At 71.8% G+C, this 24,861-nt stretch carries 27 protein-coding genes, 1 tRNA gene and 1 pseudogene; 13 read left to right on the top strand and 16 right to left on the bottom strand.

What is annotated here, in order from left to right:
• Nucleotides 1–67: 67 nt before the first annotated feature.
• Both O7626_RS27720 and O7626_RS27715 read right to left on the bottom strand, forming a co-directional pair.
• Nucleotides 68–1,999 (bottom strand): hypothetical protein, encoded by a 1,932-nt coding sequence (locus tag O7626_RS27720; RefSeq protein ID WP_278064015.1) that lies wholly within the window; start codon nt 1,997–1,999, stop codon nt 68–70.
• 186 nt (nt 2,000–2,185) lie between these two features.
• Nucleotides 2,186–3,076: an oxidoreductase gene (locus O7626_RS27715; protein WP_278064014.1), complete on the bottom strand. Its 891-nt coding sequence runs from the start codon at nt 3,074–3,076 to the stop codon at nt 2,186–2,188.
• Nucleotides 3,077–3,247: 171 nt separating this feature from the next.
• On the opposite strand from O7626_RS27715, the gene O7626_RS27710 reads away from it, so the two are divergent.
• Complete coding sequence (locus tag O7626_RS27710) at nt 3,248–4,381, top strand: winged helix DNA-binding domain-containing protein (protein ID WP_278064013.1); 1,134 nt, start codon at nt 3,248–3,250, stop codon at nt 4,379–4,381.
• Here the strand turns inward: O7626_RS27710 and O7626_RS27705 are convergent.
• A complete protein-coding gene (locus O7626_RS27705; RefSeq protein ID WP_278064012.1) occupies nt 4,323–4,724 on the bottom strand; it encodes a MerR family transcriptional regulator in 402 nt (133 codons plus the stop codon). The genes O7626_RS27710 and O7626_RS27705 overlap by 59 nt on opposite strands.
• A 58-nt stretch (nt 4,725–4,782) precedes the next feature.
• Here O7626_RS27705 and O7626_RS27700 point away from each other — a divergent pair, with 58 nt between their 5' ends.
• Nucleotides 4,783–5,832, top strand: coding sequence for an aldo/keto reductase (locus O7626_RS27700; protein WP_278064011.1), 1,050 nt, complete (start codon nt 4,783–4,785; stop codon nt 5,830–5,832).
• Between the two features lie 85 nt (nt 5,833–5,917).
• On the opposite strand, the gene O7626_RS27695 is transcribed toward O7626_RS27700, so the two are convergent.
• The 4 genes from O7626_RS27695 to O7626_RS27680 form a co-directional block, all read right to left on the bottom strand.
• Nucleotides 5,918–6,622, bottom strand: coding sequence for a carbon-nitrogen hydrolase family protein (locus tag O7626_RS27695; protein ID WP_278064010.1), 705 nt, complete (start codon nt 6,620–6,622; stop codon nt 5,918–5,920).
• A gap of 49 nt (nt 6,623–6,671) precedes the next feature.
• Nucleotides 6,672–8,888: an MMPL family transporter gene (locus tag O7626_RS27690; protein ID WP_278064009.1), complete on the bottom strand. Its 2,217-nt coding sequence runs from the start codon at nt 8,886–8,888 to the stop codon at nt 6,672–6,674.
• A gap of 153 nt (nt 8,889–9,041) precedes the next feature.
• Nucleotides 9,042–9,716, bottom strand: coding sequence for a permease prefix domain 1-containing protein (locus O7626_RS27685; protein ID WP_278064008.1), 675 nt, complete (start codon nt 9,714–9,716; stop codon nt 9,042–9,044).
• Between the two features lie 222 nt (nt 9,717–9,938).
• A complete protein-coding gene (locus O7626_RS27680; RefSeq protein WP_278066340.1) occupies nt 9,939–10,355 on the bottom strand; it encodes a pyridoxal-phosphate dependent enzyme in 417 nt (138 codons plus the stop codon).
• Between O7626_RS27680 and O7626_RS27675 the strand changes: the two are divergent.
• The 3 genes and pseudogenes from O7626_RS27675 to O7626_RS27665 form a co-directional block, all read left to right on the top strand.
• A pseudogene (locus tag O7626_RS27675) lies at nt 10,354–10,449 on the top strand (LysR family transcriptional regulator); the annotation flags it as partial. The gene O7626_RS27680 and the pseudogene O7626_RS27675 overlap by 2 nt on opposite strands.
• A 149-nt stretch (nt 10,450–10,598) precedes the next feature.
• Nucleotides 10,599–11,273 (top strand): LysR substrate-binding domain-containing protein, encoded by a 675-nt coding sequence (locus O7626_RS27670; protein WP_278064007.1) that lies wholly within the window; start codon nt 10,599–10,601, stop codon nt 11,271–11,273.
• A gap of 26 nt (nt 11,274–11,299) precedes the next feature.
• The gene (locus O7626_RS27665; protein WP_278064006.1) at nt 11,300–12,046 is read left to right on the top strand and encodes an MBL fold metallo-hydrolase; all 747 of its coding nucleotides are present in this window, start codon (nt 11,300–11,302) and stop codon (nt 12,044–12,046) included.
• 49 nt (nt 12,047–12,095) lie between these two features.
• Here the strand turns inward: O7626_RS27665 and O7626_RS27660 are convergent, their stop codons facing one another.
• Nucleotides 12,096–12,305: a DUF397 domain-containing protein gene (locus O7626_RS27660; RefSeq protein ID WP_278064005.1), complete on the bottom strand. Its 210-nt coding sequence runs from the start codon at nt 12,303–12,305 to the stop codon at nt 12,096–12,098.
• 533 nt (nt 12,306–12,838) lie between these two features.
• On the opposite strand from O7626_RS27660, the gene O7626_RS27655 reads away from it, so the two are divergent.
• Nucleotides 12,839–13,393 carry a Uma2 family endonuclease gene (locus O7626_RS27655; RefSeq protein WP_278064004.1) on the top strand — a complete coding sequence of 185 codons (555 nt, stop codon included), beginning with the start codon at nt 12,839–12,841 and terminating at the stop codon, nt 13,391–13,393.
• Here the strand turns inward: O7626_RS27655 and O7626_RS27650 are convergent.
• Together O7626_RS27650 and O7626_RS27645 are read right to left on the bottom strand one after the other, a co-directional pair.
• The gene (locus O7626_RS27650) at nt 13,294–13,908 is read right to left on the bottom strand and encodes a GntR family transcriptional regulator (protein WP_278066339.1); all 615 of its coding nucleotides are present in this window, start codon (nt 13,906–13,908) and stop codon (nt 13,294–13,296) included. The genes O7626_RS27655 and O7626_RS27650 overlap by 100 nt on opposite strands.
• A gap of 68 nt (nt 13,909–13,976) precedes the next feature.
• Nucleotides 13,977–14,240, bottom strand: coding sequence for a helix-turn-helix domain-containing protein (locus O7626_RS27645; protein ID WP_278064003.1), 264 nt, complete (start codon nt 14,238–14,240; stop codon nt 13,977–13,979).
• A 171-nt stretch (nt 14,241–14,411) separates the two neighbouring features.
• Here O7626_RS27645 and O7626_RS27640 point away from each other — a divergent pair, with 171 nt between their 5' ends.
• The 3 genes from O7626_RS27640 (at nt 14,412) to O7626_RS27630 (ending at nt 15,282) form a co-directional block, all read left to right on the top strand.
• The gene (locus tag O7626_RS27640; protein ID WP_278064002.1) at nt 14,412–14,657 is read left to right on the top strand and encodes a hypothetical protein; all 246 of its coding nucleotides are present in this window, start codon (nt 14,412–14,414) and stop codon (nt 14,655–14,657) included.
• Nucleotides 14,654–14,845, top strand: a complete 192-nt coding sequence (locus tag O7626_RS27635) for a hypothetical protein (protein ID WP_278064001.1) — start codon at nt 14,654–14,656, stop codon at nt 14,843–14,845. Before O7626_RS27640 ends, O7626_RS27635 begins: the two co-directional genes overlap by 4 nt.
• Nucleotides 14,846–14,907: 62 nt before the next feature.
• A complete protein-coding gene (locus tag O7626_RS27630) occupies nt 14,908–15,282 on the top strand; it encodes a hypothetical protein (protein ID WP_278064000.1) in 375 nt (124 codons plus the stop codon).
• Nucleotides 15,283–15,402: 120 nt separating this feature from the next.
• On the opposite strand, the gene O7626_RS27625 is transcribed toward O7626_RS27630, so the two are convergent.
• The 6 genes from O7626_RS27625 to O7626_RS27600 all read right to left on the bottom strand — a co-directional run bounded on the left by O7626_RS27625 (nt 15,403) and on the right by O7626_RS27600 (nt 18,809).
• Nucleotides 15,403–15,819: a type II toxin-antitoxin system VapC family toxin gene (locus O7626_RS27625; RefSeq protein ID WP_278063999.1), complete on the bottom strand. Its 417-nt coding sequence runs from the start codon at nt 15,817–15,819 to the stop codon at nt 15,403–15,405.
• A gap of 2 nt (nt 15,820–15,821) precedes the next feature.
• Nucleotides 15,822–16,052, bottom strand: a complete 231-nt coding sequence (locus O7626_RS27620) for a hypothetical protein (protein ID WP_278063998.1) — start codon at nt 16,050–16,052, stop codon at nt 15,822–15,824.
• A gap of 75 nt (nt 16,053–16,127) precedes the next feature.
• A tRNA-Arg gene (locus O7626_RS27615) sits at nt 16,128–16,199 on the bottom strand.
• Nucleotides 16,200–16,333: 134 nt separating this feature from the next.
• Entirely contained in the window at nt 16,334–17,014 is a 681-nt protein-coding gene (locus O7626_RS27610; protein WP_278063997.1) for a winged helix-turn-helix domain-containing protein, read from the bottom strand.
• A gap of 182 nt (nt 17,015–17,196) precedes the next feature.
• On the bottom strand, nt 17,197–17,868 hold the full coding sequence (locus tag O7626_RS27605) for a DUF305 domain-containing protein (RefSeq protein ID WP_278063996.1): 672 nt from the start codon (nt 17,866–17,868) through the stop codon (nt 17,197–17,199).
• A 5-nt stretch (nt 17,869–17,873) separates the two neighbouring features.
• Nucleotides 17,874–18,809 (bottom strand): DUF3105 domain-containing protein, encoded by a 936-nt coding sequence (locus tag O7626_RS27600; protein ID WP_278063995.1) that lies wholly within the window; start codon nt 18,807–18,809, stop codon nt 17,874–17,876.
• A gap of 97 nt (nt 18,810–18,906) precedes the next feature.
• Between O7626_RS27600 and argS the strand changes: the two genes are divergently transcribed.
• The 4 genes from argS (at nt 18,907) to thrC (ending at nt 24,644) form a co-directional block, all read left to right on the top strand.
• Nucleotides 18,907–20,568 (top strand): arginine--tRNA ligase, encoded by a 1,662-nt coding sequence (argS, locus tag O7626_RS27595; protein ID WP_278063994.1) that lies wholly within the window; start codon nt 18,907–18,909, stop codon nt 20,566–20,568.
• Between the two features lie 65 nt (nt 20,569–20,633).
• Entirely contained in the window at nt 20,634–22,019 is a 1,386-nt protein-coding gene (lysA, locus tag O7626_RS27590; RefSeq protein ID WP_278063993.1) for a diaminopimelate decarboxylase, read from the top strand.
• 2 nt (nt 22,020–22,021) lie between these two features.
• Complete coding sequence (locus O7626_RS27585; protein WP_278063992.1) at nt 22,022–23,371, top strand: homoserine dehydrogenase; 1,350 nt, start codon at nt 22,022–22,024, stop codon at nt 23,369–23,371.
• Between the two features lie 223 nt (nt 23,372–23,594).
• The gene (gene thrC, locus O7626_RS27580) at nt 23,595–24,644 is read left to right on the top strand and encodes a threonine synthase (protein WP_278063991.1); all 1,050 of its coding nucleotides are present in this window, start codon (nt 23,595–23,597) and stop codon (nt 24,642–24,644) included.
• Nucleotides 24,645–24,861: the final 217 nt, after the last annotated feature.

Raw genomic sequence — 24,861 nt, 5'->3', positions numbered from 1 at the left:
GCGCCGCGCCCGCGAGGAAGGGCTCCCGCACGTACGGAACGACGTGCGGGAGCCCTTCCTGGCACGGTCAGGGCTGGCTGCGCGGCCCGTCGGGGTCGAGACTGTCGATGAACTCGTGCGGCTGGTCCGCCTCGACGGCGGTCCGGGCGGCTCGCGCCTGGGCCGACATCTCGGCGGCTACCCGGTCGGTCGGCACGCCGGCCTGCCGGGCGCCCCTGACCACCTCGGCGTACGCCTGGTCGGCGTAGGCGTGCGCGGCCGGGTACTGGTGGGCGGCGAGTGCCGCCTTCGCCCGGCCGAGCAGCCGGTCCGCCGCCGCCAACTCGTCCCGGGCCCGGTGCGAACGGGGCGAGCCGAGTACCTCCGCGGCCAGCCGGTTCGCCGCCTCGTTGTAGGCGGCGGTCAGGAACCGGTCGCTGTTGTCGTGGTCGAACTGGCTGAAGTCCCAGTTCAGGTCGATGTAGCTCATCATCGAGTTGGTCTGGTCACCGGCGCCGACGAAGTAGAACCCGTCTTCCGGCCCGTAGTCCAGTCCGGTCGTGCTGTCGTAGCCGTCGTGCGGGTGGCTCATCCCGATGTGGTGCCCGACCTCGTGGATCAGCGTGGTGGTCAGGCCGTAGCCGGCCTCGACGACCTCCGGCGAGACGAACGCGAAGACGTACGTCTGGGTGCCGTCGACGTAGTTGTCGTCGGCGAAGCCGAGGGCTGGCACGTCGGTGCCCGCCGGCACCGCGTAGCTGAACATCGGCAGCTCGTAGTCGACCCGGCCCTGGTCGTCCTGGGTACGCGCCACCTCCTTCTGGTTCTGCAGATAGAAGTTGGCGAAGCCGGGGTAGCCGGTCTCCGGATAGCAGGAGACGTCCTCCATCGCGAGCGTGTAGCAGCGCCGCGCGTCACCGGTGAACGGCAGGTCCTGGCTGTCGTAGTCGAGCCTGTTGCGCCAGCGCAGTTCGCGCAGCTCGGCCAGGAGCAGGCCGGGCTTGACGTACCGCTTGGAGGCGTCCACGCCCGGCCAGCCCTCGTACACGTTGCTGTCCAGGTTGATCGAGCGCGGCGGCTCGGCGGTGGGCAGCTCGGCCGGATAGAGCGGCGAGGTGGTGAAGAGCAGGTTCAGCGCGACGTACCTGGTGATCCGGCCGAGGTCACCGGCGAGCGCGCCGGCCGGCCGGTAGCTACCGGCGACGTACTCCCAGGTCGGTGGCATCCGGTAGTCCTCGATGCCGTTGCCGTCGAGGTCGGGGTTGTCGACGTTCCAGTTGGAGGTCCAGGATTCCGGGCCGGCGGAGAGGTCGTGGAACCAGATCCGGTGGGTGGAGCCGAGCCCGTCCTCCTCGTCCTTCGCGGTGGTGCCACCCCAAGCAATGATCTTGCGACTGTCCCGCTCGACGCCGAAGTTGTAGCCGGTGTCCGGGTCCGGCTCGTTGGTCTTGGTATAGACGTGGAACCGGAAGTCGGAGCGGCCGTACCAGTTGATGAAGAAGACGGTGTTCCGCCGGGTGTCCACTCCGGCCGGCGGGTTCTTCGCCAGCCAGCGTTCCACGCTCGGCGCGTCGATGTGGTGGTTCGAGGTGATGTCCAGGACGTTGCGCCGCTGCGCGTTGTACTCCGTCTGGAGCGCGGTCAGCGGTGCCGGCCTGGCCAGCCGCTTGAGTTCGCCGAAGAACCGGTCCTCGTACCGCCGGTCGGCGTAGCTGATCCGGTAGTCGTACGTGTAGTGCAGGCCCAGCTTCTCCCGGACGTCGTAGAGAAGCCGGGACCGGACCACCGGCTCGTAGTCGCGCGGCAGCTCCGTCTGGTAGTCCGCCCGGGGCACCTGGTTCGGCTCGTAGCCGAGGAACACGACGTTGACCGGCACCTTCTCGGCCAGTCGTGGCTGGCCACCGGGGTTGAGGTGGGGGTAACGCGCCGGCGCGGCCTGGCCGGCCGATGCCAGCGACAGCGACAGCACGGTGAGCACCGCCGTGGCGGCAGCCGCGGCGATGGTGCGTCTCGTTCTCATTCCTGACCTTCCGCCGTCCGAGGGGTCGACGGGCCGGCCGGACCGGGGAGGCGGCTCCCGCCCCGGGGCTCGGCGGGCTCGTCGTGGGACCTGCGTCGCCGAGCGTACGTCCCGTGTGGACGGCGAGTCATCCGTCGGCGTCAGTTTTCTGCCCGAGCCGGCGGCATGGCGGAAGGGTGCGCGGGGTCAGTTCGGGCTGCGCGGGGTGAGCATGGCGGCGACCGGCGTCCGGGCGAAGTCGGTGGCGCTGTCGTAGTCGGTGCTCCGGCTGACGTCGGCCCAGGCGGTGCACTCGGCGGCACGGACCCGCGCCGCCTCCTCGGCCAGCCGCAGGGCGTCCGAGCCGAGCAGCAGCCGCAGCGGCGGTGCGGCGAGCCCGACCAGGTCGGCTATCACCCGGGCGGCCCGTTCCGGGTCACCGGCCTGCTGGCCGTCCATGTCGCGACGCAGCGCGTGCATCCGCCCGACGGTCTGCTCGTAGTCCTCGCCCACATCGGCCAGCCGCATCGACTCCCCGCCCCAGTCGGTCCGGAACGCGCCGGGCTCGACGATCGTGACCCGGATGCCGAACGGCTTGACCTCGTTGTTCAGGACCTCGGAGAAGCCCTCCACCGCGAACTTCGCCGTCTGGTAGGCGCCCAGCCCCGGCGTGCCGCCGACCCGGCCGCCGACCGAGGAGAACTGGAGGAAGTGCCCGGAGCGGCGGTCCCGGAGCACCGGCAGGGCCGCCCGGGTGACGTTCACGACCCCGAACAGGTTCGTCTCGACCTGGGCCCGGAAGTCCTCCTCCGGCATCTCCTCGATCGGCGCGCTGTTGGCGTAACCGGCGTTGTTGGCCACCACGTCCAGCCCGCCGAAGGTCTCCACGGCGGCCCGTACCGCCGCCCGGGCGGCGGCCGGGTCGGTGACGTCGAGGGCGTACGGCCGCACCTGGTCGCCGTACCTGTCGACGAAGTCGGCGAGCTGGTCGGGCTGCCGGGCGGTGGCGAGCAGGTTGTCGCCCCGGTCCAGTACCTCCTGGCTGAGCGCCCGGCCCAGTCCCCGGGAACTTCCGGTGATCAGCCACGTCTTGGCCATGCTGTCGATTCCCTTCCGGCACGCGTCGGCGGGGAGGCCGCTGCGGGCGCTCCCGGGCTCGACTCTGCTATGCCGGTCCGGTCCGGGCGGGAAAAGCGCCCCGGCGCCACCCGTCCGGCTGAGCCAACTTTGAGGACAGGAAGTGGCCGCAATTCCGGCTAGCGTTCCGGCATGACATCTCCCCGCGTACTCGGTCCGCGAGTTCTCGGCCGGGCGGCCCTGGACCGGCAACTGCTGCTGCGCCGGGCGGAGCTGCCGGTCGTCCCGGCCGTCGAGCGGCTGCTCGGGCTGAACGCGCAGAGCCCGAACCTGCCGTACCTGGCGCTCTGGAACAGGTTGCGCGGCTTCACGGTCGCGGAGCTGACCCGGGCGGTCGAGGACCGTACCCTGGTCCGCTCGACCCTGATGCGGGCCACCCAGCACCTGCTGTCGGTGCCGGACTTCCGGCTGGTCCGGCCCGCCCTGACCGGCCTGCTCCGCCGGGTGCAGCGCAACGCCTTCGGTACCCGCACCGCCGGTCTCGACCTCGACGCGCTGGTCGCGCAGACCCGGCGGCTGCTCGCCGACGGGCGGGTGCTGACCCGGCCGGCCCTGGGCCGGCAACTCGCACTGGCCTGGCCGGAGTACGACCCGACCGCCCTCGGCTGGACCGCGCAGTATCTCGAACCCGTGCTGCACCCGGCCCCGAGCGGCACCTGGAACACCTACGGCGCGACCCCGTTCGCCAGCTCGGACTGGACCGGCGTGACCCGGGAGGCGACCGCCGAAGGGCTGCGCGAGCTGGTCCGGCGCTATCTGGCGGCGTTCGGCCCGGCGACCGTGGCCGACGCGCGGGCCTGGTCCGGGGTGGCCGGGCTCCGGGAGGTCTTCGCCGGGCTCCGCCCGGAACTGCGGGTCTACGCCGACGAGTCCGGCCGGGAACTGTTCGACCTGCCGGACCGGCCGCTGCCGCCGGCCGACCTGCCCGCCCCGGTACGGCTGCTGCCGGAGTTCGACGCGCCGCTGCTGGCGTACGCCGACCGGAGCCGGATCATGACCGACCAGGAACGCCGGCAGGTCTGCGTCGGTGCGGCGGTGGCGGCCACGGTGCTTGTCGACGGGACGGTGGCCGCGATGTGGTCGACGTCCCGGACGGACGGTGCCGCCGTGCTGACCGTACGTCCGCTGCGCCGGCTAACCCCGGTCGAGTACACCGAGATCGAGGCGGAGGCCGACCGGCTGCTCGCCTTCACCGACCCGGACGCCGCTAGCCGGCAGGTACGCCTGCTTCCTGGTCCAGCAGGTCCTCGTACACCCCGATCTTGAACCTGACCAGGTCCAGGGACTGGGTGAGCCTGTCGATCTGCTCCGCGACCTGGCCGTGGTGCTCCCGGAGCAGGGTCAGCCGCTCCCGCTCGTTGCCGGCCCCGGCCCGGACCAGGTCGGTGTACCGGCGGAGCACGGGCAGCGGCATCCCCGAGGCGCGCAGGATGACGCAGACGGTCAGCCAGTCCACGTCGTCCTGGTCGTAGACGCGCCGGCCGCCGGGCCCGCGTCGGACGGGATTGACGAAGAGCCCCTCGTGCTCGTAGAAGCGGAGCGCGTGCACGCTCAGGCCGGTGCGTTCGGCGAGCTGGCCGATACTCAACGCCGTCGGGACCTCGGTCATGTCGCTCAGCGTACCGAGGTTGACCTAGAGTCGACTCTAGCTCCTAGGGTGCAGCACCATGCGCTATCGCACTCTCGGCGGGACCGGAATCGAGGTCAGTGTGCACTGCCTCGGGACGATGATGTTCGGGGCCGTCGGCAATCCCGACCACGACGACTGCGTCCGGATCATCCACGCCGCCCTCGACCGGGGAATCAACTTCGTCGACACCGCCGACATGTACGGCCAGGGCGAGTCCGAGGAAATCGTCGGAAAGGCGCTGCGCGGCCGGCGCGACGACGTCGTACTCGCCACCAAGGTGCACTTCCAGATGGGCGAGGGCCGCAACCGCAGCGGCAACTCCCGCCGGTGGATCCTGCGGGCGGTCGAGGAGAGCCTACGGCGGCTGGACACCGAGTGGATCGACCTCTACCAGGTGCACCGCCCCGACCCCGCCACCGACATCGAGGAGACCCTGTCGGTACTCAGCGACCTCGTACGCCAGGGCAAGATCCGTGCCTTCGGCTGCTCGACCTTCCCGGCCGAGGAGATCGTCGAGGCGCAGCACGTCTCCGCGCGGCGCGGCTTCGAACGCTTCCGCTCCGAACAGCCGCCGTACTCGATCCTGGCCCGGGGGATCGAAACCTCGCTGCTGCCCGTCTGCCAGCGCTACGGCATGGGAGTACTGGTCTGGAGTCCGCTGGCCTTCGGGTTCCTCACCGGCAGATACCGCCGGGACCAGCCGATCGACCTGTCCACCGGGCGGGCCGCACTCCGCCCGGGGAACTTCGATCCCACGATCGCCGGAAACGCAGCCAAGCTCGACATCGTCGAACAGCTCGTCGAGGTCGCGACCGGCCTCGGCTGCACCCTGCCGCAGCTGGCAGTGGCCTTCACCGTGGCCCATCCCGCCGTCACCTCGGCGATCATCGGGCCGCGGACCATGCGGCAACTGGAGGACCTGCTCGACGGCGCCGCGCTCACCCTGGACGACGCCACCCTCGACCGGATCGACGAGATCGTGCCGCCCGGCACCGACCGGTACAGCCCGAACGCCCTCTTCCGGCCGCGATCACTCACCGACACCGCGCGACGTCGCCGCCCACCCGCCGACCGCGTCGCGGCCTGAGCGCGGGCACAGCCTGAGCGCGGGCACTGCCTGAACGCGTCCCGACCTCGGTGGGCCGCCAGCTCCGGGGTCGGGGTCGGGGTGCTCAGGCGAGGGTCGCCCGGACCACCTCGTCCGGCTCGGGTCCGGCCTCGGCGACCACCCGACCGTCCGGGGCCCAGATCCTCGACCGTCCGGCGGCGTGGGTGAACCCGCCACCGGTGGCGCCGGCGAAGCTGGCAGTGGCCACCCAGACCCGGTGCGCGGCAGCGGTGCGCAGGGCCCGCTCCGCCTGGACGCCCCACTCCGCCGCGTGGTCCAGCGCCCCGGCGAGGTAGGCGTCGATGCCGAGCGAGGCGGTCCCGGCGGCGTGCTCCGGTATCCCGGTGTCCTTGCAGACGGCGAGCCCGAGCCGCCAGCCGGCCACCTCGACCACCGCCGGCCCGTCGCCCGGCGCGAAGTGCGCCGGCTCGGACCCACCGAGGAACATCTTCCGGTACGCCACCCGCGCTCCGTCGCCGTCGACCGCCAGCACACCGATGTGCCGCCGTCCCCGCTCGCCGGCCACCGGTGCGCCGACCAGCGCCAGCGTCCCGGTCTCGGCGCAGGCCGTCACGACCGGGGCGAGGCGGGAATCGCCGGGGTCGACCGGTGCGGCGTCGAACTCGTACCCGGTCAGTGACATCTCGGGAAAGACCAGCACCCGGGCTCCGGCGGCCCGGACCGCCTCGGCGTGGGCGTCGGCGTTCGCCACCACGTCGTGCGCCAGGCAGCGCGGCTGGGCGACGGCGAGGACCAGGGGATCGCGCACCCGCCCGAGGGTAGTCCCGCCGGCAACCCGGGCCGCCGTGAGGAAGGGATCAGACCGGGCTGGAGGTCGGCGTGCCGGCGGGGGCCGGGGCGGCCGGCTCGGGCCGTTCCAGGGCGACCCGGGGCAGCCAGCGGTCCAACCAGGACGGCAGCCACCAGGCGCGGGCGCCGAAGAGCCGCATCACCGCGGGCAGGATCAGGCAGCGGATGACGAAGCCGTCCACGAAGATCGCCACCGCCAGGCCGAGCCCGAACTGTCGCAGCATCCGCCCCGGGTCGAAGAGGAAGGCACTGAACACCACGATCATGATGGCGGCGGCGGCCGTCACGATCCGCCCGGTGGTGGCCAGGCCCTCCCGGACGGCGCCCTGCGCGTCGTGGTGCCGTTCCCAGTGCTCGTGCATCCGGGACACCAGGAAGACCTCGTAGTCCATCGAGAGGCCGAAGACGATGGCGAAGATGAGCACGGGTACGAACGCCTCGACCGGGCCGGGCTGCACGCCCAGGTTGCCGTACTGGAAGACGTAGGTGATCACGCCCAGGGCGGCGGCCACACTGAGCAGGTTGAGCACCGCCGCCTTGACCGGGACGAGCAGGGAACGGAAGACGAGTACCAGCAGCAGGGCGGATAGGCCCACCACGACGACCACGAAGAGCGGCAGCCGGTCGGCGATCGCGTCGGCGAAGTCGACCGCGGCCGCCGTACCGCCGCCGATCGAGACGAGCACCCCGGTGTTCCGCTCGACGGTCGGGAGCACCTCGTCGCGCAGCCGTTGCACCAGCTCCATCGTGGCCGCGTCCTGCGGGGCCGAGGTCGGGAAGAGCAGCAGGGTGTGCAGTTGCCCGTCCGGGGCCGGGAACAGCGGGGTGACCGCCGCGACGCCGGCCGCCCCGGCCAGCGCGTCCCGCACCTCGGTCGCCGCCGGCTGGCCGCCCTCGACGACTACCACCAGTGGACCGTTGCGCCCGGGGCCGAAGCCGGTCGACATCAGGTCGTACGCCTGCCGGCTGGTCGAGCCCGGTGCGTCGCTGCCGGCGTCGGCGAAGCCCAGCCGCATGTCCAGGGCCGGCACCGCGAGCAGCAGCAACAGGGCCGTCGGCAGCAGCAGGGCCAGCCACGGCCGGCGCTGCACGAACCCGGCCCAGCTCCGCCACAGCGCGCCCTCGGCCCGCTTCGCCCGCGCGGCGCGGCGCCGGATGACGCGCTCGACCCGCCCGCCGAAGAGCGCCAGCAGCGCGGGCAGCAGGGTCAGCGAGGCGAGCATGGTGACCAGCACGGTCAGCGCCACCGCCACGGCCACGCCCTGAAGCGAGCCGAGGCCGAGCAGGACGAGGCCGAGCAGGGCGATCACCACCGTGCAGGCGGCGAAGAAGACGGTACGGCCGGCGGTGTCCAGTGCGGTCCGGGTGGCGGTGGCCCGGTCGGCACCGTCCAGCAGCTCGGAGCGGAACCGGGAGAAGACCAGCAGCGCGTAGTCGATGCCGACGCCGAGCCCGACCAGGGCCATCAGCGGGGCGGTGTAGTCGGCGATCGTGGCGACGTGCGAGGCGAGGACGACCAGGCTGAGCGTGCTGCCCACCGCGAAGACGGCGATCCCGACCGGCAGCGAGGCGGCCAGCAGGGAACCGAAGAGGATCACCAGGATGACCAGGGCCGCCAGCAGTCCGGCGCCCTCCGCCGCGCCGCCCTCGCTCTCTTGGGCCGCCCGCACCGGGTCACCGGCCAACTCCACCCGCAGCCCGTCCCCGGCGACCTCCCGCGCGGCGGCGATCACCGCCCGTACGTCCTCGGCCGGCACCTCCTCGGCCGGCCCGTCCAGGGTCACCGTGGCGTACCCGATGGTGCCGTCGGCGGAGACGGCCTCGGGCGTCCCGTAGGGGCTTGCCACGTCGGCGACCGAGGCGAGGGTGCGTACCTCGGCGAGCATCGGTTCGACCCGCTCGCGGGCACCGGCGAGGCCGCCCGCGTCGTGCAGCACGATCTCGACGCTGGCCGCCCGCTGCCGGGACCCGTGTTCGGCCAGCAGGTCCGCGGCGGCCTGCGACTCGGTGCCCGGCAGCGAGTGGTCGTTGTGGTAGTCCGGGCCGACCGCCTGGGCGGCCACGGCGAGGCCGACCAGCACGGCGACCCAGCTCAGCACGGCCACCCAGCGGTGCCGGTACGCCCAGCCGGCCAGCCGGGCGAAGACGCCGGCCCGGTCCGGGGTGGCGCCGGGTCTGGGGGTGGCGCCGGGTCCAGGGGCGGCGGGGGCGGGTTCGGTCGACACTGTCGGCTCCTTCCGTCGCAGAGCCCGGGACCGCACCGCGTCCCGGCCAAAGATAGGTTAGCAACCTACATGTAGATGCTCTACTTATGAAAGTCGAGCGGGTCGCAGGTCGAGCCGATCGGTTTCCGTCTGGGCCGCGCCTGGCGACGACCGCTAATTGACCGGATGTACCGGCGGGCTGGTCGCCGCACGCGCCGCCGACAGGCAGCGGGAGCCGTGCACCGCCACCAGGGCCATCGGCGTGACCAGGACCACAAGCACCAGCGGAAGCCGGATCAGTGGCGGCGCGTCGGCGGCCGGACTGAAGAACGCCAGCAGCAGGCCGTTGAGACTGAAGACGGGTGCCAGTGCGCAGGCGAAGATCCCGGTGAGCCGGGCGTGTCCGGGCCGGGCGCCGAACACCCGGATCCCGTGCCCGAGGACCCAGACGGCCAGCAGGGCGACCACCAGCGCCAGGGTGCCCAGCCAACTCACCAGGTCCTCCAGCACGCCGGAGAGCCCGGGCAGCGGATCCGGCTCGGCGAGCCGCCACGAGACCAGCCGCCAGAACGGGGGCTGGACGGCGAGGACGAACACGGCCAGCAGCGCGGTCCGGCGGCCCTGGGCCAGCGCGAGTTCCGCCTGGTAGCCGGGGGCGATCCGGCCGACCGCGCCGAAGTCGTCGACCGCCCGCCGGTCGGCGGTGCCCGGGTCGAGACCGAGGTCCCGGTACGCCTCGCTCGCGTCGACCAGGCTGTCCCGGGCCTCCCGGAGCAGGTCGGCCTTGACCCGCCGCGGCCCCCGCAGGGCGCGGTCGAGCTCGTCGAGGTATCCGTCTATCGCGGTCAAGGGGTCCTTCCGCCTCCGGCGCCCGGCCGGCGTCCAGGCGCTCCGGCGCCCCCGCTGGCGTCCGACTGCTCCGGGCGCCCGGCCGGCGGGCAGGTGCTGCTGGGCCAGTGCCGGTGTCCAAGTATTCCGGCCCGCCCCGGCGGCCGGAACCATCGGCGACCCGGAGTTTTCCCTGAGACCGCCGCCGACCGGCCCAGTCCTCCGGGGGTGTCCTCCGCGCCCCTACCCGTCCTGGGTACGGGGTTGCCCGAGGGCCGCGATCTCGGTGGCGGAGGCGTTTCCTCCGGTGCACACCACAACCAACCGCCGGCCGGCGAACACGTCCGGCCGGGCGAGCACCGCCGCCAGGCCGGCCGCCCCGGCTCCCTCGGCCAGGGTGTGTGCGCAGCTGGCCAGCAGCCGCTGCGCCTGCGCGATCTGCGCGTCGGTGACCAGGTGGAAGTCGTGCAGCCGCCCCCGGACCAGCCGTTGCGGCAGCGGGAACCCCCGCCCGGTGGCGAGGCCCTCGACCGTCGTGCGGATCGGCCGGCGCACGCAACTGCCGGCCCGCCACGAGTCGTGCGCGGCCGGCCGGCATCCCATCGGTCCAATGCCAACTGTCGTCCTGACCCATAGACCCGGTTGATACGTTGGCGCCATGCTCGACGTGACCCGGCTCCGGGTGCTCGCGGCGGTCGCCCGGCACGGTTCGGTCACCGCCGCCGCGCAGGCGCTGCGGTACGCCCAGCCGTCGATCAGCCACCACCTGGCCCGGCTGGAGGCCGAGACCGGCGCCCGGCTGGTGCAGCGGATCGCCGGGGGATCCGGCTCACCGAGGCGGGCCGGCTGCTCGCCGAACGGGCCGAGGAGATCCTGGGCCGGCTCGACGCCGCCGAGGCCGAGTTGGCGGCGCACACCGGCTTGCGGGCCGGCCGGGTCCGGCTGGCCGCCTTCCCGTCCGCGCTCGGCACGGTGGTGCCGGTGGCGGCGGCCGGCTTCGCGGCTGCCCATCCCGGCGTCGAGCTGCGACTGGTGGAGGCGGAGCCGCCGACGGCGCTCCGGCTGCTGCGCGCCGGTGAGGTCGACCTGGCCCTGCTCTTCTCCCACCCCGACGGCCCGCCGGACGACACCGGTCTGCGCCGGCTGCCCCTGCTGGACGAGCCGATCCACCTGGTCACCCCGGCCGGCACCCCGGCGATCCCGGCAACCGGGCTCGACGGGTACGCGGACCGGCGCTGGATCGCCGGCTGCGAGCGCTGCCGGACCCACCTGCTCCGGGCCTGCGCGGCGGCCGGCTTCACCCCCGACGTGGCCTTCACCACCGACGACTACGTGGCCGTGCAGGCGCTGGTCGCCGCCGGTCTCGGGGTGACCCTGCTGCCCGGCCTCGCGCTGGCGGCGCACCGCGATCCCCGGGTGACGACGGCACCGCTGCCCGGCCACGCCCGCTCGGTGTACGCGGCACTGCCCGGCCCGCCACCCGACCCGCCGGCCACCGCCGCGCTGCTCGGCCAGCTCCGTACCGCCTGCCGGGAAGCCTCCGGCCACCTCTTCGCCCCGCCGCAGGGCTCCGGCTGACCCTCCGCGCTGGCACACTCGGTGACATGATCGACTGGTACACCCGGACCGAAGTGGACGGTGACGTCGTCCGGATCTCGGAACCGCACGTCGACGAACTGCTCTCGGCGAACCTCTGGTGGCTGCGCGGCACCGACCGGGACGTCGTGGTCGACGCCGGGCTCGGTGTGGTCGCCCTGCGGGAGGCGATTCCCGCCATGTTCGAGCGCGACCCGATGGTCCTGCTCACGCACGCCCACCTGGATCATGTCGGCGGGGCGGCCGAGTTCACCGACCGGGCCGCCCACCTTGCCGAGGCGGAACTGCTGGCGGCGGGCGTAGCGGCGAGCCTCTACGGCGCGGAACTGTTCGACAAGCTCGGCATCGACGCGGCGGGCGAGCCCGTCCCGGGGCTCATGATCGACGTACTGCCCCGTCCCGGGTACGACCCGGCTAGTTACCGCGTCGAACCGGTGACCCTGAGCCGGACGCTCGACGACGGCGACCGGATCGACATCGGCGGGCGGGTGCTTACCGTGCTGCACCTGCCCGGCCACACACCGGGCAGCATCGGCCTGCTGGAGGAGCGCACCGGGACCCTGTACTCCGGCGACGTCGTCTACGAGGGTGCCCTGATCGACAACCTGCCGAACTCGGACGTGGCCGCTTACCGGCGGAGCATGGAGTTCCTCGCCGACCTCGACGTCTCCGTCGTCCATCCCGGCCACGGGAACAGCTTCGACCGGGCCCGCTTACGCCAGTTGGCCGAGACCTACCTGCGCGGGAAAGCCTGATCCAGTCGGGTGCGGCAGCTACGTCGTTCTCCAGTCGGTCTTCCAACTGTCAGGAGATCGGTGTGTCTGCCGTCTTACCCACCGTCATCGAAGCCACGAACGCGGCCCAAGCCGCCGCCTCGAACACCAGCACCGGCCCGGAGGGATCCTTGCTGTCCCGCACCGGCACGACGCCGGGAAGGTTCAGCGCGGCCTCAAGGCACTGGCTGTTGGCGTCGCTGCGGGTGCTCCTGCGCCACGCGGCACGTGCCAGATTCATCGCCGCGCCTCCTTCGTCCGGGTTACGGCAGCCGCCGTTTGAACTGTTGCTGATGAGGCGTGGTGGACGCGGAGCGGCCTCCGCATGATCGTCTGTACGTTGTGGACATAACTTCAGATCTGGCGGTGGCCGCGTGCGACAGCGTAGCTGTTGCTCGGTGGGATCGGGTGCTGGCCGAGGTGCTGGGCTGCTTCGCGGGCTGGTTCGGGCGGGTTGAGCCGCGTCGTGCGGCGGGGCAGTTTGTAACGGGGGTGCTGGCTGACCTTGAGGTGAAGACGTGCCATCGGTGGACTGCATTCGCCGGGCCACCGCTTGCGCACCCGGAGCCTGGATAGACGCAAAGAATGCTCAAAGTAACTCGCTGAGTCTCGCCGGAGGTGGGTCCGGAACACCGAACCACGCCCCCTACGACGTCCGCCTTCCGCCATGGTCAACAGTGACGCAGAGATGTGCTGCGTGTCGGACCGCTGTGCGAGACTGACGCAGTAATGGAGGCGAACCACCGAGATCACGACGACGAACCGGAGGTGACCATGACCGCGGCGGTGTTCGAGCACGGCGGGCCGTGGACCGAAGCGGAATACCTCGCCCTCGGCGAGACCCGGGATCGCGTCGAACTCTTCGACGGGAGCCTCTACGTGACACCTGCCCCTACCCCCCGCCACCAGCACATCTCCGGCGAGATCCGCGTTGCGCTCCGGCCGGCCGCGCACGCCGTCGGACTACATGTGCTGGAAGCGGTGAACGTACGGCTGCGATCCGGCCGCATTCCGATCCCGGACCTCGTGGTCGTGGGTGAGATCGACTTCGATGATCCGGTCGTCGACGGTGCGGCGGTCCGGCTGGTTTGCGAGATCATCTCCCCGAGCAACGCCGCTACCGACAAGGTGCTGAAGATGCACTACTACGCCGCTGCCGGGATCCCCTGGTACCTCCTGGTCGAACAGGACACCGGCACGCTGCGGCTGCACCGCCTCGACGGCTCCCATTACGTTGAGCACGCGGTGGCCAAACCGGGCGGCTCGCTGCGGCTCGCCGAGCCGGTCGTGGCGGAAATCCGACCGGCGGAGTTACTCCCCGGGCGCTGACACCTGCTCCTCAAATAGTCGTCCCATGATCCGCCGTCCGGCCGAACTGGACGGTGGCTCACCCAACGGGCGAGCGCGACGAGGAGATGTCGATGGCCGAGTTCGACGTGGCGACGGCGGCGGTGCAGACCGCCCTCGACGCCGGTCGAGAGTGCCGGGATCGGGGCATGCGCGCTTTGTCGGCTCGGGGTGGGGCTTCTACGCCGTACCCGACCTGGCTGAGTCGGCGGCCCGGGCGGCGGACGTAGAACGGGAATCGGCCATTGAACCTGAACTTCACCAGGCTTCCCCATGCCCTCGGGGGGCGGGACCTGCCAGCCCACGCCTGGAACTATCACGGCCAAGCCCTCGTCAGCCAGTGCGTCCATCGCCTTCGAAGCAGTCTCGCGAGCCACTCCGGGAGTCTGAGTCAGGGTCTTCTCGGATGGCAGCCGGCTCCCCGGCGGGTAGTGGCCGGCCTCGATCGCCGCACGCAGAATCGCCGCGAGCTGCCGGTATCGCGGTATCGGCGACATCGGGTCGATCTCTGTAGTCATGCCTTCACTAATCGCTGATCCAGCTTAGTTCGTTCACGGCGGGGTCTTTAATCATCAGGGCTCCCGGCACCCTGGGGCTCCACGCCGTTGGCTCGCAAGATCCGTCGGACCTGTTCGCGGCCGTAGCCGGTGACCCGGGCGATCTCGCCAACCCGCTGGCCGCTCCGGTACGCCGTCACGATCGCGGTGGCCAGCCGCTCACGCACCTTCGGCACATCGGCACGGGCCGAGGCGACTTCCGCGAGCCCATCCTGCACCCGCTGGAGTGCCGCTCGGTACGCCTCTGACGCTGCCTCAAGGTCGCCCGCCACGTGGCCACTCTGGCACGCATGCCGACTCCCACCTGCGAGGATATCTGAGTGGCCACCTTGCTGATAGGTAAGTGGCCACCTCTGCGTTAAGCTGGTGGAACCTACAGCCGGCCCCGGTTCGCGTGGCAGCGCCCACCAGGGGTTTTGATCGGACGCGGGAGGTTCGACCCGATGCGCAGGCTCCCCGACCCGGCTCCGCCGGACGAACCCACGGCCGCCGCGTTGCTCACGCTTCACCCGCCCAGCAAGAGCCCGGCCATCGACCGAGCGAAGAACACCATTCCGCCCTTCGAAGCCACCAGCTGGTACAACGCCGAACGTCTGCTCTCCACGTGGGCGCACACCTGGACACTGTCCCGCCGAGAGTGGGCCGTCCGGTTCGATCCCACCGGTGCGAGCGGAAGGCGTGTCTCGTGACGATTCTGGCGCTCGGCCCCCGTGAACTGCCGGGCTCAGGGTTGGTCGAGTTGTGGTTCGATGCCGGTAGCGGCTGGACGGGACAGCGGGTAATGGTCCCCTTAAAACAGCTGACCCTCTCCGACCGCGACCGCGGGGAGGGTGTGACAGCGCTGTACGAGTACGAGTCGTCCTACTGCCCGGGCTGACTCGTACGCCCGGCGCACGGCACCCCGATCTTGGTGTCCGCTTCCCGGCTTACGATCGCCGCATGATGCAACCGATCATCGACATGTCACTCGGCGCTGCGGGTCCGCCGCACGAGGTGGTGCTGAAGCTCCAAGGTGGCGACGACTGGGAGCTGAACGTCTGGGCGACCTTCGAGAATCTGGCCCAGCTCAGTGGTGTTCGAGCCGCCGTGTGGAACGAACGTAGGGCGATCGCGGCTGGAACAAGCGCCGGCAGCAGGGTCTTCTGGTGTGCTCCTGCGGAGGGCGCAGGTCCGGAGACTGCGACGGTACTCATCGGACACGACGACGAGACGTGGGACATCGCCTTCCTGATACCCGTCCGTGGCCCTTGTCCAAAGGATCGGCACTCTGGCGAGCGCACGAGCTTGCCCAGAGGGCATGGGAGCAGGACATGACGGTGGAGGCGTTGTTGGCGCTGACGGAGGTGCTGATCCCAGCGTCAAGCGATGCGCCCGCAGCCTCGCTCTGAGAAAATCATCGACTCAATTGCGCGTTCCCAGCCATCCTTCGGGCTGTCAGGAGGTGGGTATGTCCACCGTGAGGCCGGCTGTCGAGGCCGCCTCGGCCAGGCGTTTGTCGTAGGTCACGAACGAGGTCAGTCTGCCCTGGTCGCGAAGGCGCAGCCCGGTGGCCAGGTGGATGGCGTCGAGCGTGCGAACGGCGGGTGGGAAGACCGTCTGCGCGAGGATGCGTATTCCAGAGTCGATCTCGATGCGGGCGACGAGGTCGAGTAACGCGTGGAATCGATTGATCACTGCGGGCATGTCGGCAGGTCCCGTGACCCGGGCCAACGCCCGGTACGTCTCGATCTCCACAAGGGTCGAGCTGACCCACTCGAGACCGGAACGTTCGTCGAGGAAAGCCCGCAGGGCGGCAGAGCCGGCTTCGGCATGGACGAGTTTCACCGCAGCCGCTGAATCGAGATAGATCAAGGTTAGTTGCCTTCGCGCTCGCGAGCGATGTCGTCGGCGAGGTTGACCCCGTCTGGCGCGGGCATGGGGTGACGCAGGAAAGCGCGCTTCATCTCGACAAGGCGCTCCCGACGCACCGCTGCTTCCAGGACGGCTTGGCGGATCGCGTCAGACCGGTTGGTGCCGTCGCTGGTCAGTACGTCCAAGGCGTGCTCGGTGTCCGCGTCGGTTCGGATCGTGACGGTGTCAGCCATGCGCCAAGTGTAAGACGGCACGTAAGACGCAACAACATGATAAATGTTGGCTGGTCAGAGATTCTTTAGCAAGTGTGCCCCCGGCAGGATTCGAACCTGCGCTCCCGCCTCCGGAGGGCGGTGCTCTATCCCCTGAGCTACGGGGGCTCAGCGACCCAGGAAGAGTAGCAGGCATGGGTCCCCGGGCACGAATCGGTATCCCCGGCGTGCCGCCCCGGCGGACGAGACCCGTGCCCGCCCGGAAACCACGGCCACCGGCCGCAGTTCGCAGCGGGTCGCGGCTACCGGCCGCAGCTCGGCAGGGGGTGCAGCACGATCCGGGGCGGGAGGCGGCGGGGCCACTCGGCCCGGGTCCAGGAGCCGTCGACCACGACGTGTACGGCGTTCCCCTCCGCCCCGCTCAGCCGGAGCAGGAAGTCCCGGGGCAGTGCCGGGTCGACGTTCGGGGTGGTGATGAGGAACCGCACCCGACCGCGTACGGAGACCGCGGAGAGGACGTCGGCGGCGGGCACCACCCCGTGCAGCCGGGTACGGCCGATCCAGCAGAGTTCGGCTCCGTGCTCGGCGGCGGCGCGCACGATCGCCGGGTACTCCCGTTCGACCCAGAGGGCGACCGCGTCGACGCAGAGCCCGCAGGCCCGCTCGGTGGGCTGGCGCGGGCCGAGGCCCCAGGCGCGCAGGTAGCCGCCGATGTCGGTGGTGTCGGCGGGCAGGCCGTAGCGGCGGTCCACGAGGGTGCCGACGCTCTGCCGGGTCCAGAGTTCGTCGTCCAGCCCGAACTTGTCCGGATAGCAGCCGCGCAGCGTCTCGATAAGTTCCAGCTCCTGGTCGCGGCTGAGCACACCCGGCTCGCCGGACCGCTGTCCCCGCCGGACGGCCGCGACCGCGCCGTCCCCGCCGATGGTGTGCCGACGGCACCAGCTGGTGACCGACCGACGTCCGTCCCGGAGAGCAACCGTCATGTCTTGGACAACGACGGCAGATCCCGACTGGTCACGTTATGTGCGGAGAAAGCTCGTCAAAGCGGGCAAGTAGCTAATCTCGGACCTAACGGGAGCATCTGCGTCTGTAGCTAAGATCGAAAACGGAACCGGCGGCCGTCCCGATGGGGGACGGCCGCCGGACCAGCGTCACGGGTGCCCGGTCAGGGAGTGCCGATCCTGCCCTGGAGGCTCCGGACCAGCTCGATCTCCTTCTTCTGCCCGGCCACCATGGACTCCGCCATCGCGGTCACCTGCTCGTCGTCGGAGAGGTCCAGCACCCCCTCGGCCATGTGGATCCCGCCGAGGTGGTGGTCGAGCATCAGCTTCAGGAACAGCGCGTCGAAGTCGCGGCCGGTGGCGGCCCGCAACTGCGCCCGCTCGGCGTCGCTGGCCATCCCGGGCATCAGCCCGTCCTGCACCGCGCCCGCACCGTCCGGCATCCAGGCCATCCGGGGTTTCCGGCTGGTCGGGCCGAGGTTCCACTCCTTCAACCAGGTCTGCATGATGCCGATCTGGGCCTGCTGGGTCAGCGCGATGTCCGCCGCAAGCGTCCGGACGTCCTGGTCGGTGGTCTTCTCGTGTGCCAGGATCGCCATCTCGACCGCCTGGGCGTGGTGCGTCGACATGTCCCGGGCGAACCCGGCCTCGGCCGAGCCGTCACCCGGTCGGAGCAGACCCGGGGCGAGCAGGCCGGCGGCGAAGCCGAGTAGCAGGCCCAGCAGGATGGCCAGGGCCAGCGCGGCGGTGCCGGGACCCCGCCGCCCCGAGCCGCCGTCGACGACCCCGTCCTCCGGGACGGCGGTGGTCGCCACCGCACCCGACTCGGTGGTCATCGCGATCAACCGCCCGCCGGAGGCATCGGCGGCTGCTGCTGGTCACCGGGGACGTTGTCCCGGGGCGTCGTACCGGTGGCGGTGATGCCGCCCGAGCAGCCGGCGCCCTCCTCCATGGTGGCGTTCTGCCGCAGCGCCTGGATGAAGTCGTCGATCCGGCCGTCGGTCGGGCTGTCGACCTTGAGCTGGTAGCCCCAGGCCTGCAGCGAGATCGGCCGGTCGAGGTTCTGCACCGGGCTCATCATCATGAACTCGTTGCCCCGGACCTTGCCGGCCAGCTGCTCCACCTGGTCGGCCGGCAGGTCCGACTTGTAGGTGATCCAGACCGCGCCGTGCTCCAGGCTGTGCACCGCGTGCTCGTTGGCGATCGGGGCGTCGTAGACGTCGCCCATGCAGTTCTGCCAGGCGATGTTGTGCGAGCTGCCGACCGGCGGGTTGACCTTGTAGGTGAGCGGGCCGGCCTCGTGCGACTGCTTGCCCGGGATCGGCGCCACCACCGACGGGTCGCTCTCCCGGAAGTTGGTGATCCCGTCGATCGCGGCGGCCTTGTCCTCCCACTTCTTGCCGTTCTGGATCACGGCGTACGCGCCGTACCCGATGATGGCGGCGGCGACGACGCCGACGGCGGTGAAGAGGGCGATCGAGCCCCACGAGCGGCCCTGGCTGACCCTGACCGGGGTGACCGGGCGGCGCTGCTGCGGCTTCTTGGCGCCGCCACCGGCGCCCCCGCCTCCGCCGCGGCCGGCCGGCACCCTGGCGCCGGAGCCGGACTTGCCGGCGGCGGCCCCGTTCTTCCCACCGGTGGAGCCGGACTTGGCGGCCGTCCCCGCGGGCTTGGCCCCGGCCCCCTTCTCGGCGGGTTTGCCGCCGGCCGGCGCCTTCTTTCCGGTGCTGACCACGGACGGACGGCGCTGTTCGCCGCCCGAGGTGCTGATGCTCATGGTCCCTCGTCAGGTCGGTCGGTCAGGGGGGATGGCGGGCCACACACGCGCAGGGTCGCCACCGAGTGACCGAGTCTACCCCCGCTAGCATGGTTCGGTGACTCCCGCCAACCTCGCCGACGCTGTTCTCGCCGCCGCCCACGCCGTCTTCACGCAGCGTGGCCTGGATCACTCGGTGCTGCCCGAGTCGGTGACGCTGGAGCGACCCCGCAACCCCGAGCACGGCGACTACGCCTCCACGATCGCCCTGCAACTGAGCAAGCGGGTCGGGCTGCCGCCCCGGGAGCTGGCCACCGCGCTGGCCGGGGAACTGGCCCGGACCCCGGGGGTCAAGTCGGTCGAGATCGCCGGACCGGGCTTCCTCAACCTCCGGCTCGACCCGGCCGCCGCCGGGCAGCTCGCCCGCGAGGTGGTCCAGGCCGGTCAGGCGTACGGGCGCAGCGACCGGCTGGCCGGGCAGCGGGTCAACCTGGAGTTCGTCTCGGCGAACCCGACCGGCCCGATCCACCTCGGGCACACCCGCTGGGCGGCGGTCGGCGACTCGCTGCGTCGGATCCTGACCGCCGCCGGTGCCGAGGTGACCAGCGAGCACTACGTGAACGACGCGGGCGCCCAGATCGACAGGTTCGGCCAGTCGCTCTACGCCGCCGCGAAGGGCGAGCCGACCCCGGCAGAGGGCTACTCCGGGGAGTACGTCACCGAGATCGCGCAACGGATCGTGACCGAGCGCCCCGGCCTGGCCGACCTGCCGGCCGAGGAGGCGCTGCCGATCTTCCGGGACCGGGGCTACCAGCTCATGCTGGACGAGATGCGGGCCAGCCTGGAGCGGTTCGGCGTGCACTTCGACGTCTGGTTCTCCGAGCGCACCCTGCACAGCAGCGGTGCCGTCGAGCACGCCCTGCGCCGGCTGCGCGAGCAGGGCCACGTCTACGACGCCGACGGGGCGATCTGGCTGCGCACCACCGACTTCGGCGACGACAAGGACCGGGTGCTGATCCGGAGCAACGGCGAGCTGACCTACTTCGCCGCCGACTCGGCGTACTACATCGACAAGCGGGAGCGCGGCTTCGACAAGTGCGTCTACCTGCTCGGCGCCGACCACCACGGCTACGTCAACCGGCTCCGGGCGATCGCCGCCTGCGCCGGGGACGATCCCGACTTCAACATCGAGATCCTGATCGGCCAGCTCGTCAACCTGGTCCGCGACGGGGTGCCGGTCCGGCTGTCGAAGCGGGCCGGCAACATCGTCACGCTGGACGAGGTGGTCGACGCGGTGGGCGTGGACGCGGCCCGCTACTCGCTGGCCCGCTCCTCCACCGACTCGCCGCTGACCCTCGACATCGAGGTGATCACCCGGAACTCCAACGACAACCCGGTGCACTACGTCCAGTACGCGCACGCCCGGATCGCCTCGTTGCTGCGCCGCGCCGCCGACCTGGGCGTCGACCGGGGCGACGACTTCGACCCGGGGCTGCTCAGCCACGAGCGGGAGAACGACCTGCTCAAGTCGCTCGGCGAGTTCCCCGGGGTGGTGGCCACCGCCGCCGAGCTGCGCGAACCGCACCGGATCGCCCGATACCTGGAGGAGCTGGCCGGGTCGTACCACCGGTTCAACGACGCCTGCCAGGTGCTGCCGCTCGGCCGCCAGCCGGTGCCGGCGGAGCTGACCCGGGCCCGGCTCTGGCTGGTCGAGGCGACCCGGACGGTGCTGGCCAACGGCCTGGCGCTGCTCGGCGTCTCCGCCCCCGAACAGATGTGACCGGCCGCCGGCCGCCGGGCACGGCGGGCACGGCGGCAACACGCGCGTGGAAAGGGGCAGCACAGATGCGCGCTCACGAAGCGGGGGCACTGCACGGTGACCTCGGGATGCGGGGACCGGCCTGGCTGCGTACCCCGGAGGACGTCAACGCCCTGGTGCCGCAACTCTGGCCGCGCAACGTGGCGCGGGACGCCGACGGCGCCCTGGTGGTCGCCGGGCTCGGCGTCCGGGAGCTGGCGGCCGAGTTCGGCACGCCGGCCTACGTGCTCGACGAGGACGACCTGCGCAGCCGCTGCCGGGACTTCCTGGCCGCCTTCCCGGACCAGGACGTCTACTACGCCGGCAAGGCGTTCATCTGCCGGGCGGTGGTCCGGGTGATCGCCGAGGAGGGGCTGCACCTGGACGTCTGCTCCGGCGGGGAGCTGACGGTGGCGCTCTCGGCCGGCATGCCGGCCGAGCGGATCGGCTTCCACGGCAACAACAAGTCCCCGGCCGAGCTGGCCCGGGCCGTCGACGCCGGGGTGGGCCGGATCGTCGTCGACTCCTTCCAGGAGATCGACCGGCTCACCGAACTGGCCCGCCAGCGGGGCGTCCGCCCGAAGGTGCTGGTCCGGGTCACCGTCGGCGTCGAGGCGCACACCCACGAGTTCATCGCCACCGCGCACGAGGACCAGAAGTTCGGCTTCTCGCTGGCCGGCGGCGCGGCGGCGGCTGCCGCGTTCCGGATCCTCGACGACGACGTGCTCGAACTGCGCGGGCTGCACTCGCACATCGGCTCGCAGATCTTCGACACCAGCGGCTTCGAGCTGGCCGCCCGGCGGATCCTCGGGCTTCAGGCGCAGATCCGGGACGCCCGTGGGGTGGAGTTGCCGGAGCTGGACCTCGGCGGCGGCTTCGGCATCGCATACACCACCCAGGACGACCCGTCGACCCCGCACGACCTGGCGAAACGGATCAACAAGATCGTGGACGGGGAGTGCGAGGGGCTGCGGCTGGCCGTACCCCGGCTCTCGGTCGAGCCCGGCCGGGCGATCATCGGCCCGGCCGTCTTCACCCTCTACGAGGTCGGCACGGTCAAGGACGTGGACGGGATCCGGACGTACGTCAGCGTCGACGGCGGGATGAGCGACAACATCCGTACCGCGCTCTACGGTGCGTCGTACTCGGCGACCCTCGCATCCCGCCGGTCCGCCGCCGAGCCGATTCTGGCCCGGGTGGTGGGAAAGCATTGCGAGGCCGGGGATGTGGTGGTGAAGGATGAATTCCTGCCCGCCGACGTGCAGCCCGGAGATCTTCTCGCCGTGCCCGGAACGGGCGCCTACTGCCGGAGCATGGCCAGCAACTACAACCATGTTCCCCGGCCGCCCGTGGTGGCGGTCCGGGACGGTCGCGCGCGGCTGGTCGTCCGGCGGGAGACCGAAGACGATCTGCTCTCATTGGATGTGGGTTGACCTTGACGAAGCCTGTCCGTCTGGCTCTGCTCGGTTGCGGCACCGTCGGCGCGGAGGTGGTACGCCTGCTGCACGAGCAGGCCGCCGACCTGACCGCCCGGGTCGGTGCACCGCTGGAGATCGCCGGGATCGCCGTACGCCGGCTCGGCCGGGACCGGGGTGGACTGCCGGTCGACCCGACGCTCTTCACCACCGACGCGCTCGGCTTGGTCAAACGGGACGACGTCGACCTGGTGATCGAGGTCGTCGGCGGGATCGAGCCGGCCCGGAGCTGGCTGGTCGAGGCGTTGCGGGCCGGCAAGAGCGTGGTGACCGCCAACAAGGCGCTGCTGGCCGAGGACGGCGGGGCGCTGCACGACGCGGCCGCCGAGGGCGGCGCCGACCTCTACTACGAGGCGGCGGTGGCCGGCGCCATCCCGCTGCTCCGCTCGCTGCGCGAGTCGCTGCACGGCGACTCGATCACCCGGGTCACCGGGATCGTCAACGGCACCACAAACTTCATCCTCTCCGCGATGGACGCCACCGGCGCCGGCTTCACCGAGGCGCTGGACGAGGCGACCGAACTCGGCTACGCCGAGGCCGACCCGACCGCCGACGTGGAGGGCTTCGACGCCGCCGCCAAGGCGGCCATCCTGGCCTCGCTGGCCTTCCACACCCGGGTCACCGCCGCCGACGTGCACCGGGAGGGGATCACCGAGGTCACCGCCGCCGACGTGGCCAGCGCCAAGGCGATGGGCTGCACCATCAAGCTGCTCTGCATCGCCTCCCGGGGGCCGGACTCGGCCGGCACCGAGTCGGTGAGCGTCCGGGTGCACCCGGCGATGATCCCGGTCAGCCATCCGCTGGCCAGCGTCGGCGACGCCTTCAACGCGGTGTTCGTCGAGGCCGACGCCGCCGGTGAACTGATGTTCTACGGGCGCGGCGCCGGAGGTGCGCCGACCGCGAGCGCGGTGCTCGGCGACATCGTGGCGGCGGCCCGCAACCACCTGGCCGGAGTACGCGCACCGAGCGAGTCGGCGTACGCGGCGCTGCCGATCCGGCCGATGGGGGAGGCGGTCACCCGCTACCACATCAGCCTCGACGTGGCCGACCGGCCCGGCGTACTCGCCGCGGTCGCCGGAGTCTTCGCCCGGCACGACGTGTCGATCGCCACCGTCCGGCAGGCACCCGCGCCGGCCGGCCCGGCGGACGGGGTCACCGGGCCGGTGAGCCGGGGCGGCGACGCGATCCTGGTGATCGTCACGCACGCCGCGCCGGACGCCGCGCTCGCCGCCACCGTCGACGAGCTGCGTCGGCTGGAGATCGTCCGGTCCATCGCCAGCGTGCTCCGGGTCGAGGGCGGCGACCGGTAGGGCGGACCGGCGGCCCGGACCAGGCAGGACCGGCTGCCCGCCAGGAGCCGTGGCCGGGCGGCTGCCCGCCGGGAGCTATGGCCGGGCGTACTGCCTGATCGGCTCTGTCCCGCCAGATGGTTAGCGGGTGGTGCGGGCGCGGCGCGTCGGCCACGCTAAGTCACCGTGGAGAAGGTGCCCGCCGGCCGGCCGGCGGGCGGGACCGCGACGCGAGGAGAGCGACATGTGGCGGGGCTTGATCGAGGCGTACCGGGACCGGCTGCCGGTCAGCGAGGCCACGCCGGTGATCACCCTGCACGAGGGGAACACCCCGCTGCTGCCCGCACCGGTGCTCTCCGCACAGCTCGGCTGTGACGTCTACCTGAAGGTGGAGGGCGCCAACCCGACCGGCTCGTTCAAGGACCGCGGCATGACCCTGGCGGTCTCCCGGGCGGTCGAGGCCGGCAACAAGGCGATCATCTGCGCCTCCACCGGGAACACCAGCGCCTCGGCGGCGGCGTACGCGGCACGGGCCGGGCTGACCTGCGCGGTGCTGGTGCCACAGGGCAAGATCGCGCTGGGCAAGCTGGCCCAGGCGCTCGTGCACGGCGCCAAGCTGCTCCAGATCAACGGCAACTTCGACGACTGCCTGTCGCTCGCCGCCAAGCTGGCCCAGGACTATCCGGTGGCGCTCGTCAACTCGGTGAACATCGACCGGCTGCACGGCCAGAAGACCGCCGCCTTCGAGATTGTCGCGGCCCTCGGCGACGCCCCCGACATCCACTGCCTGCCGGTCGGCAACGCCGGTAACATCACCGCCTACTGGATGGGCTACCTGGAGGAGACCGGGGCCGGCAACGCCACCCGCCGCCCGAAGATGTACGGCTTCCAGGCCTCCGGCGCCGCTCCGATCGTCACCGGCGAGGTGGTCCGGGAGCCGTCCACCATCGCCACCGCGATCCGGATCGGCAACCCGGCCAGCTGGACCAAGGCGCTCGACGCCCGGGACGCCTCCGGCGGCCTGATCGCGGCGGTGACCGACCGGGACATCCTGATGGCGTACCGGCTGCTCGCCCGCGAGGTGGGGGTCTTCGTCGAGCTGGCCAGCGCGGCGAGCGTCGCCGGGCTGCTGCAACAGGCCGCCGAGGGCCGGGTGCCGGCCGGCTCGACGGTGGTCTGCACGGTCACCGGGCACGGCCTGAAGGACCCGGAGTGGGCGATCTCCACCGCCCCGTCGCCGATCACCATCCGTAACGACGTCCCCACCGCCGCCCGCGCCCTCGACCTGGCCTGAGCGACGCCTGCCTGGCCTGGGCGACGCCTGCCTGGCCTGGGCGACGCCTGCCTGGCCTGGGCGACGCCTGCCTGGCCTGGGCGACGCCTGCCTGGCCTGGGCGACGCCTGCCTGGCCTGGGCGACGCCTGCCTGGCCTGGGCGACGCCTGCCTGGCCTGGGCGACGCCTGCCTGGCCTGGGCGACGCCTGCCTGGCCTGGGCGACGCCTGCCTGGCC

It is taken from the genome of Micromonospora sp. WMMD1102, assembly GCF_029626265.1.
Lineage (GTDB): Bacteria > Actinomycetota > Actinomycetes > Mycobacteriales > Micromonosporaceae > Plantactinospora.
The sequence above is the reverse complement of the archived record's forward strand: the minus strand, read 5'-3'. Positions and strand labels throughout refer to the sequence as shown.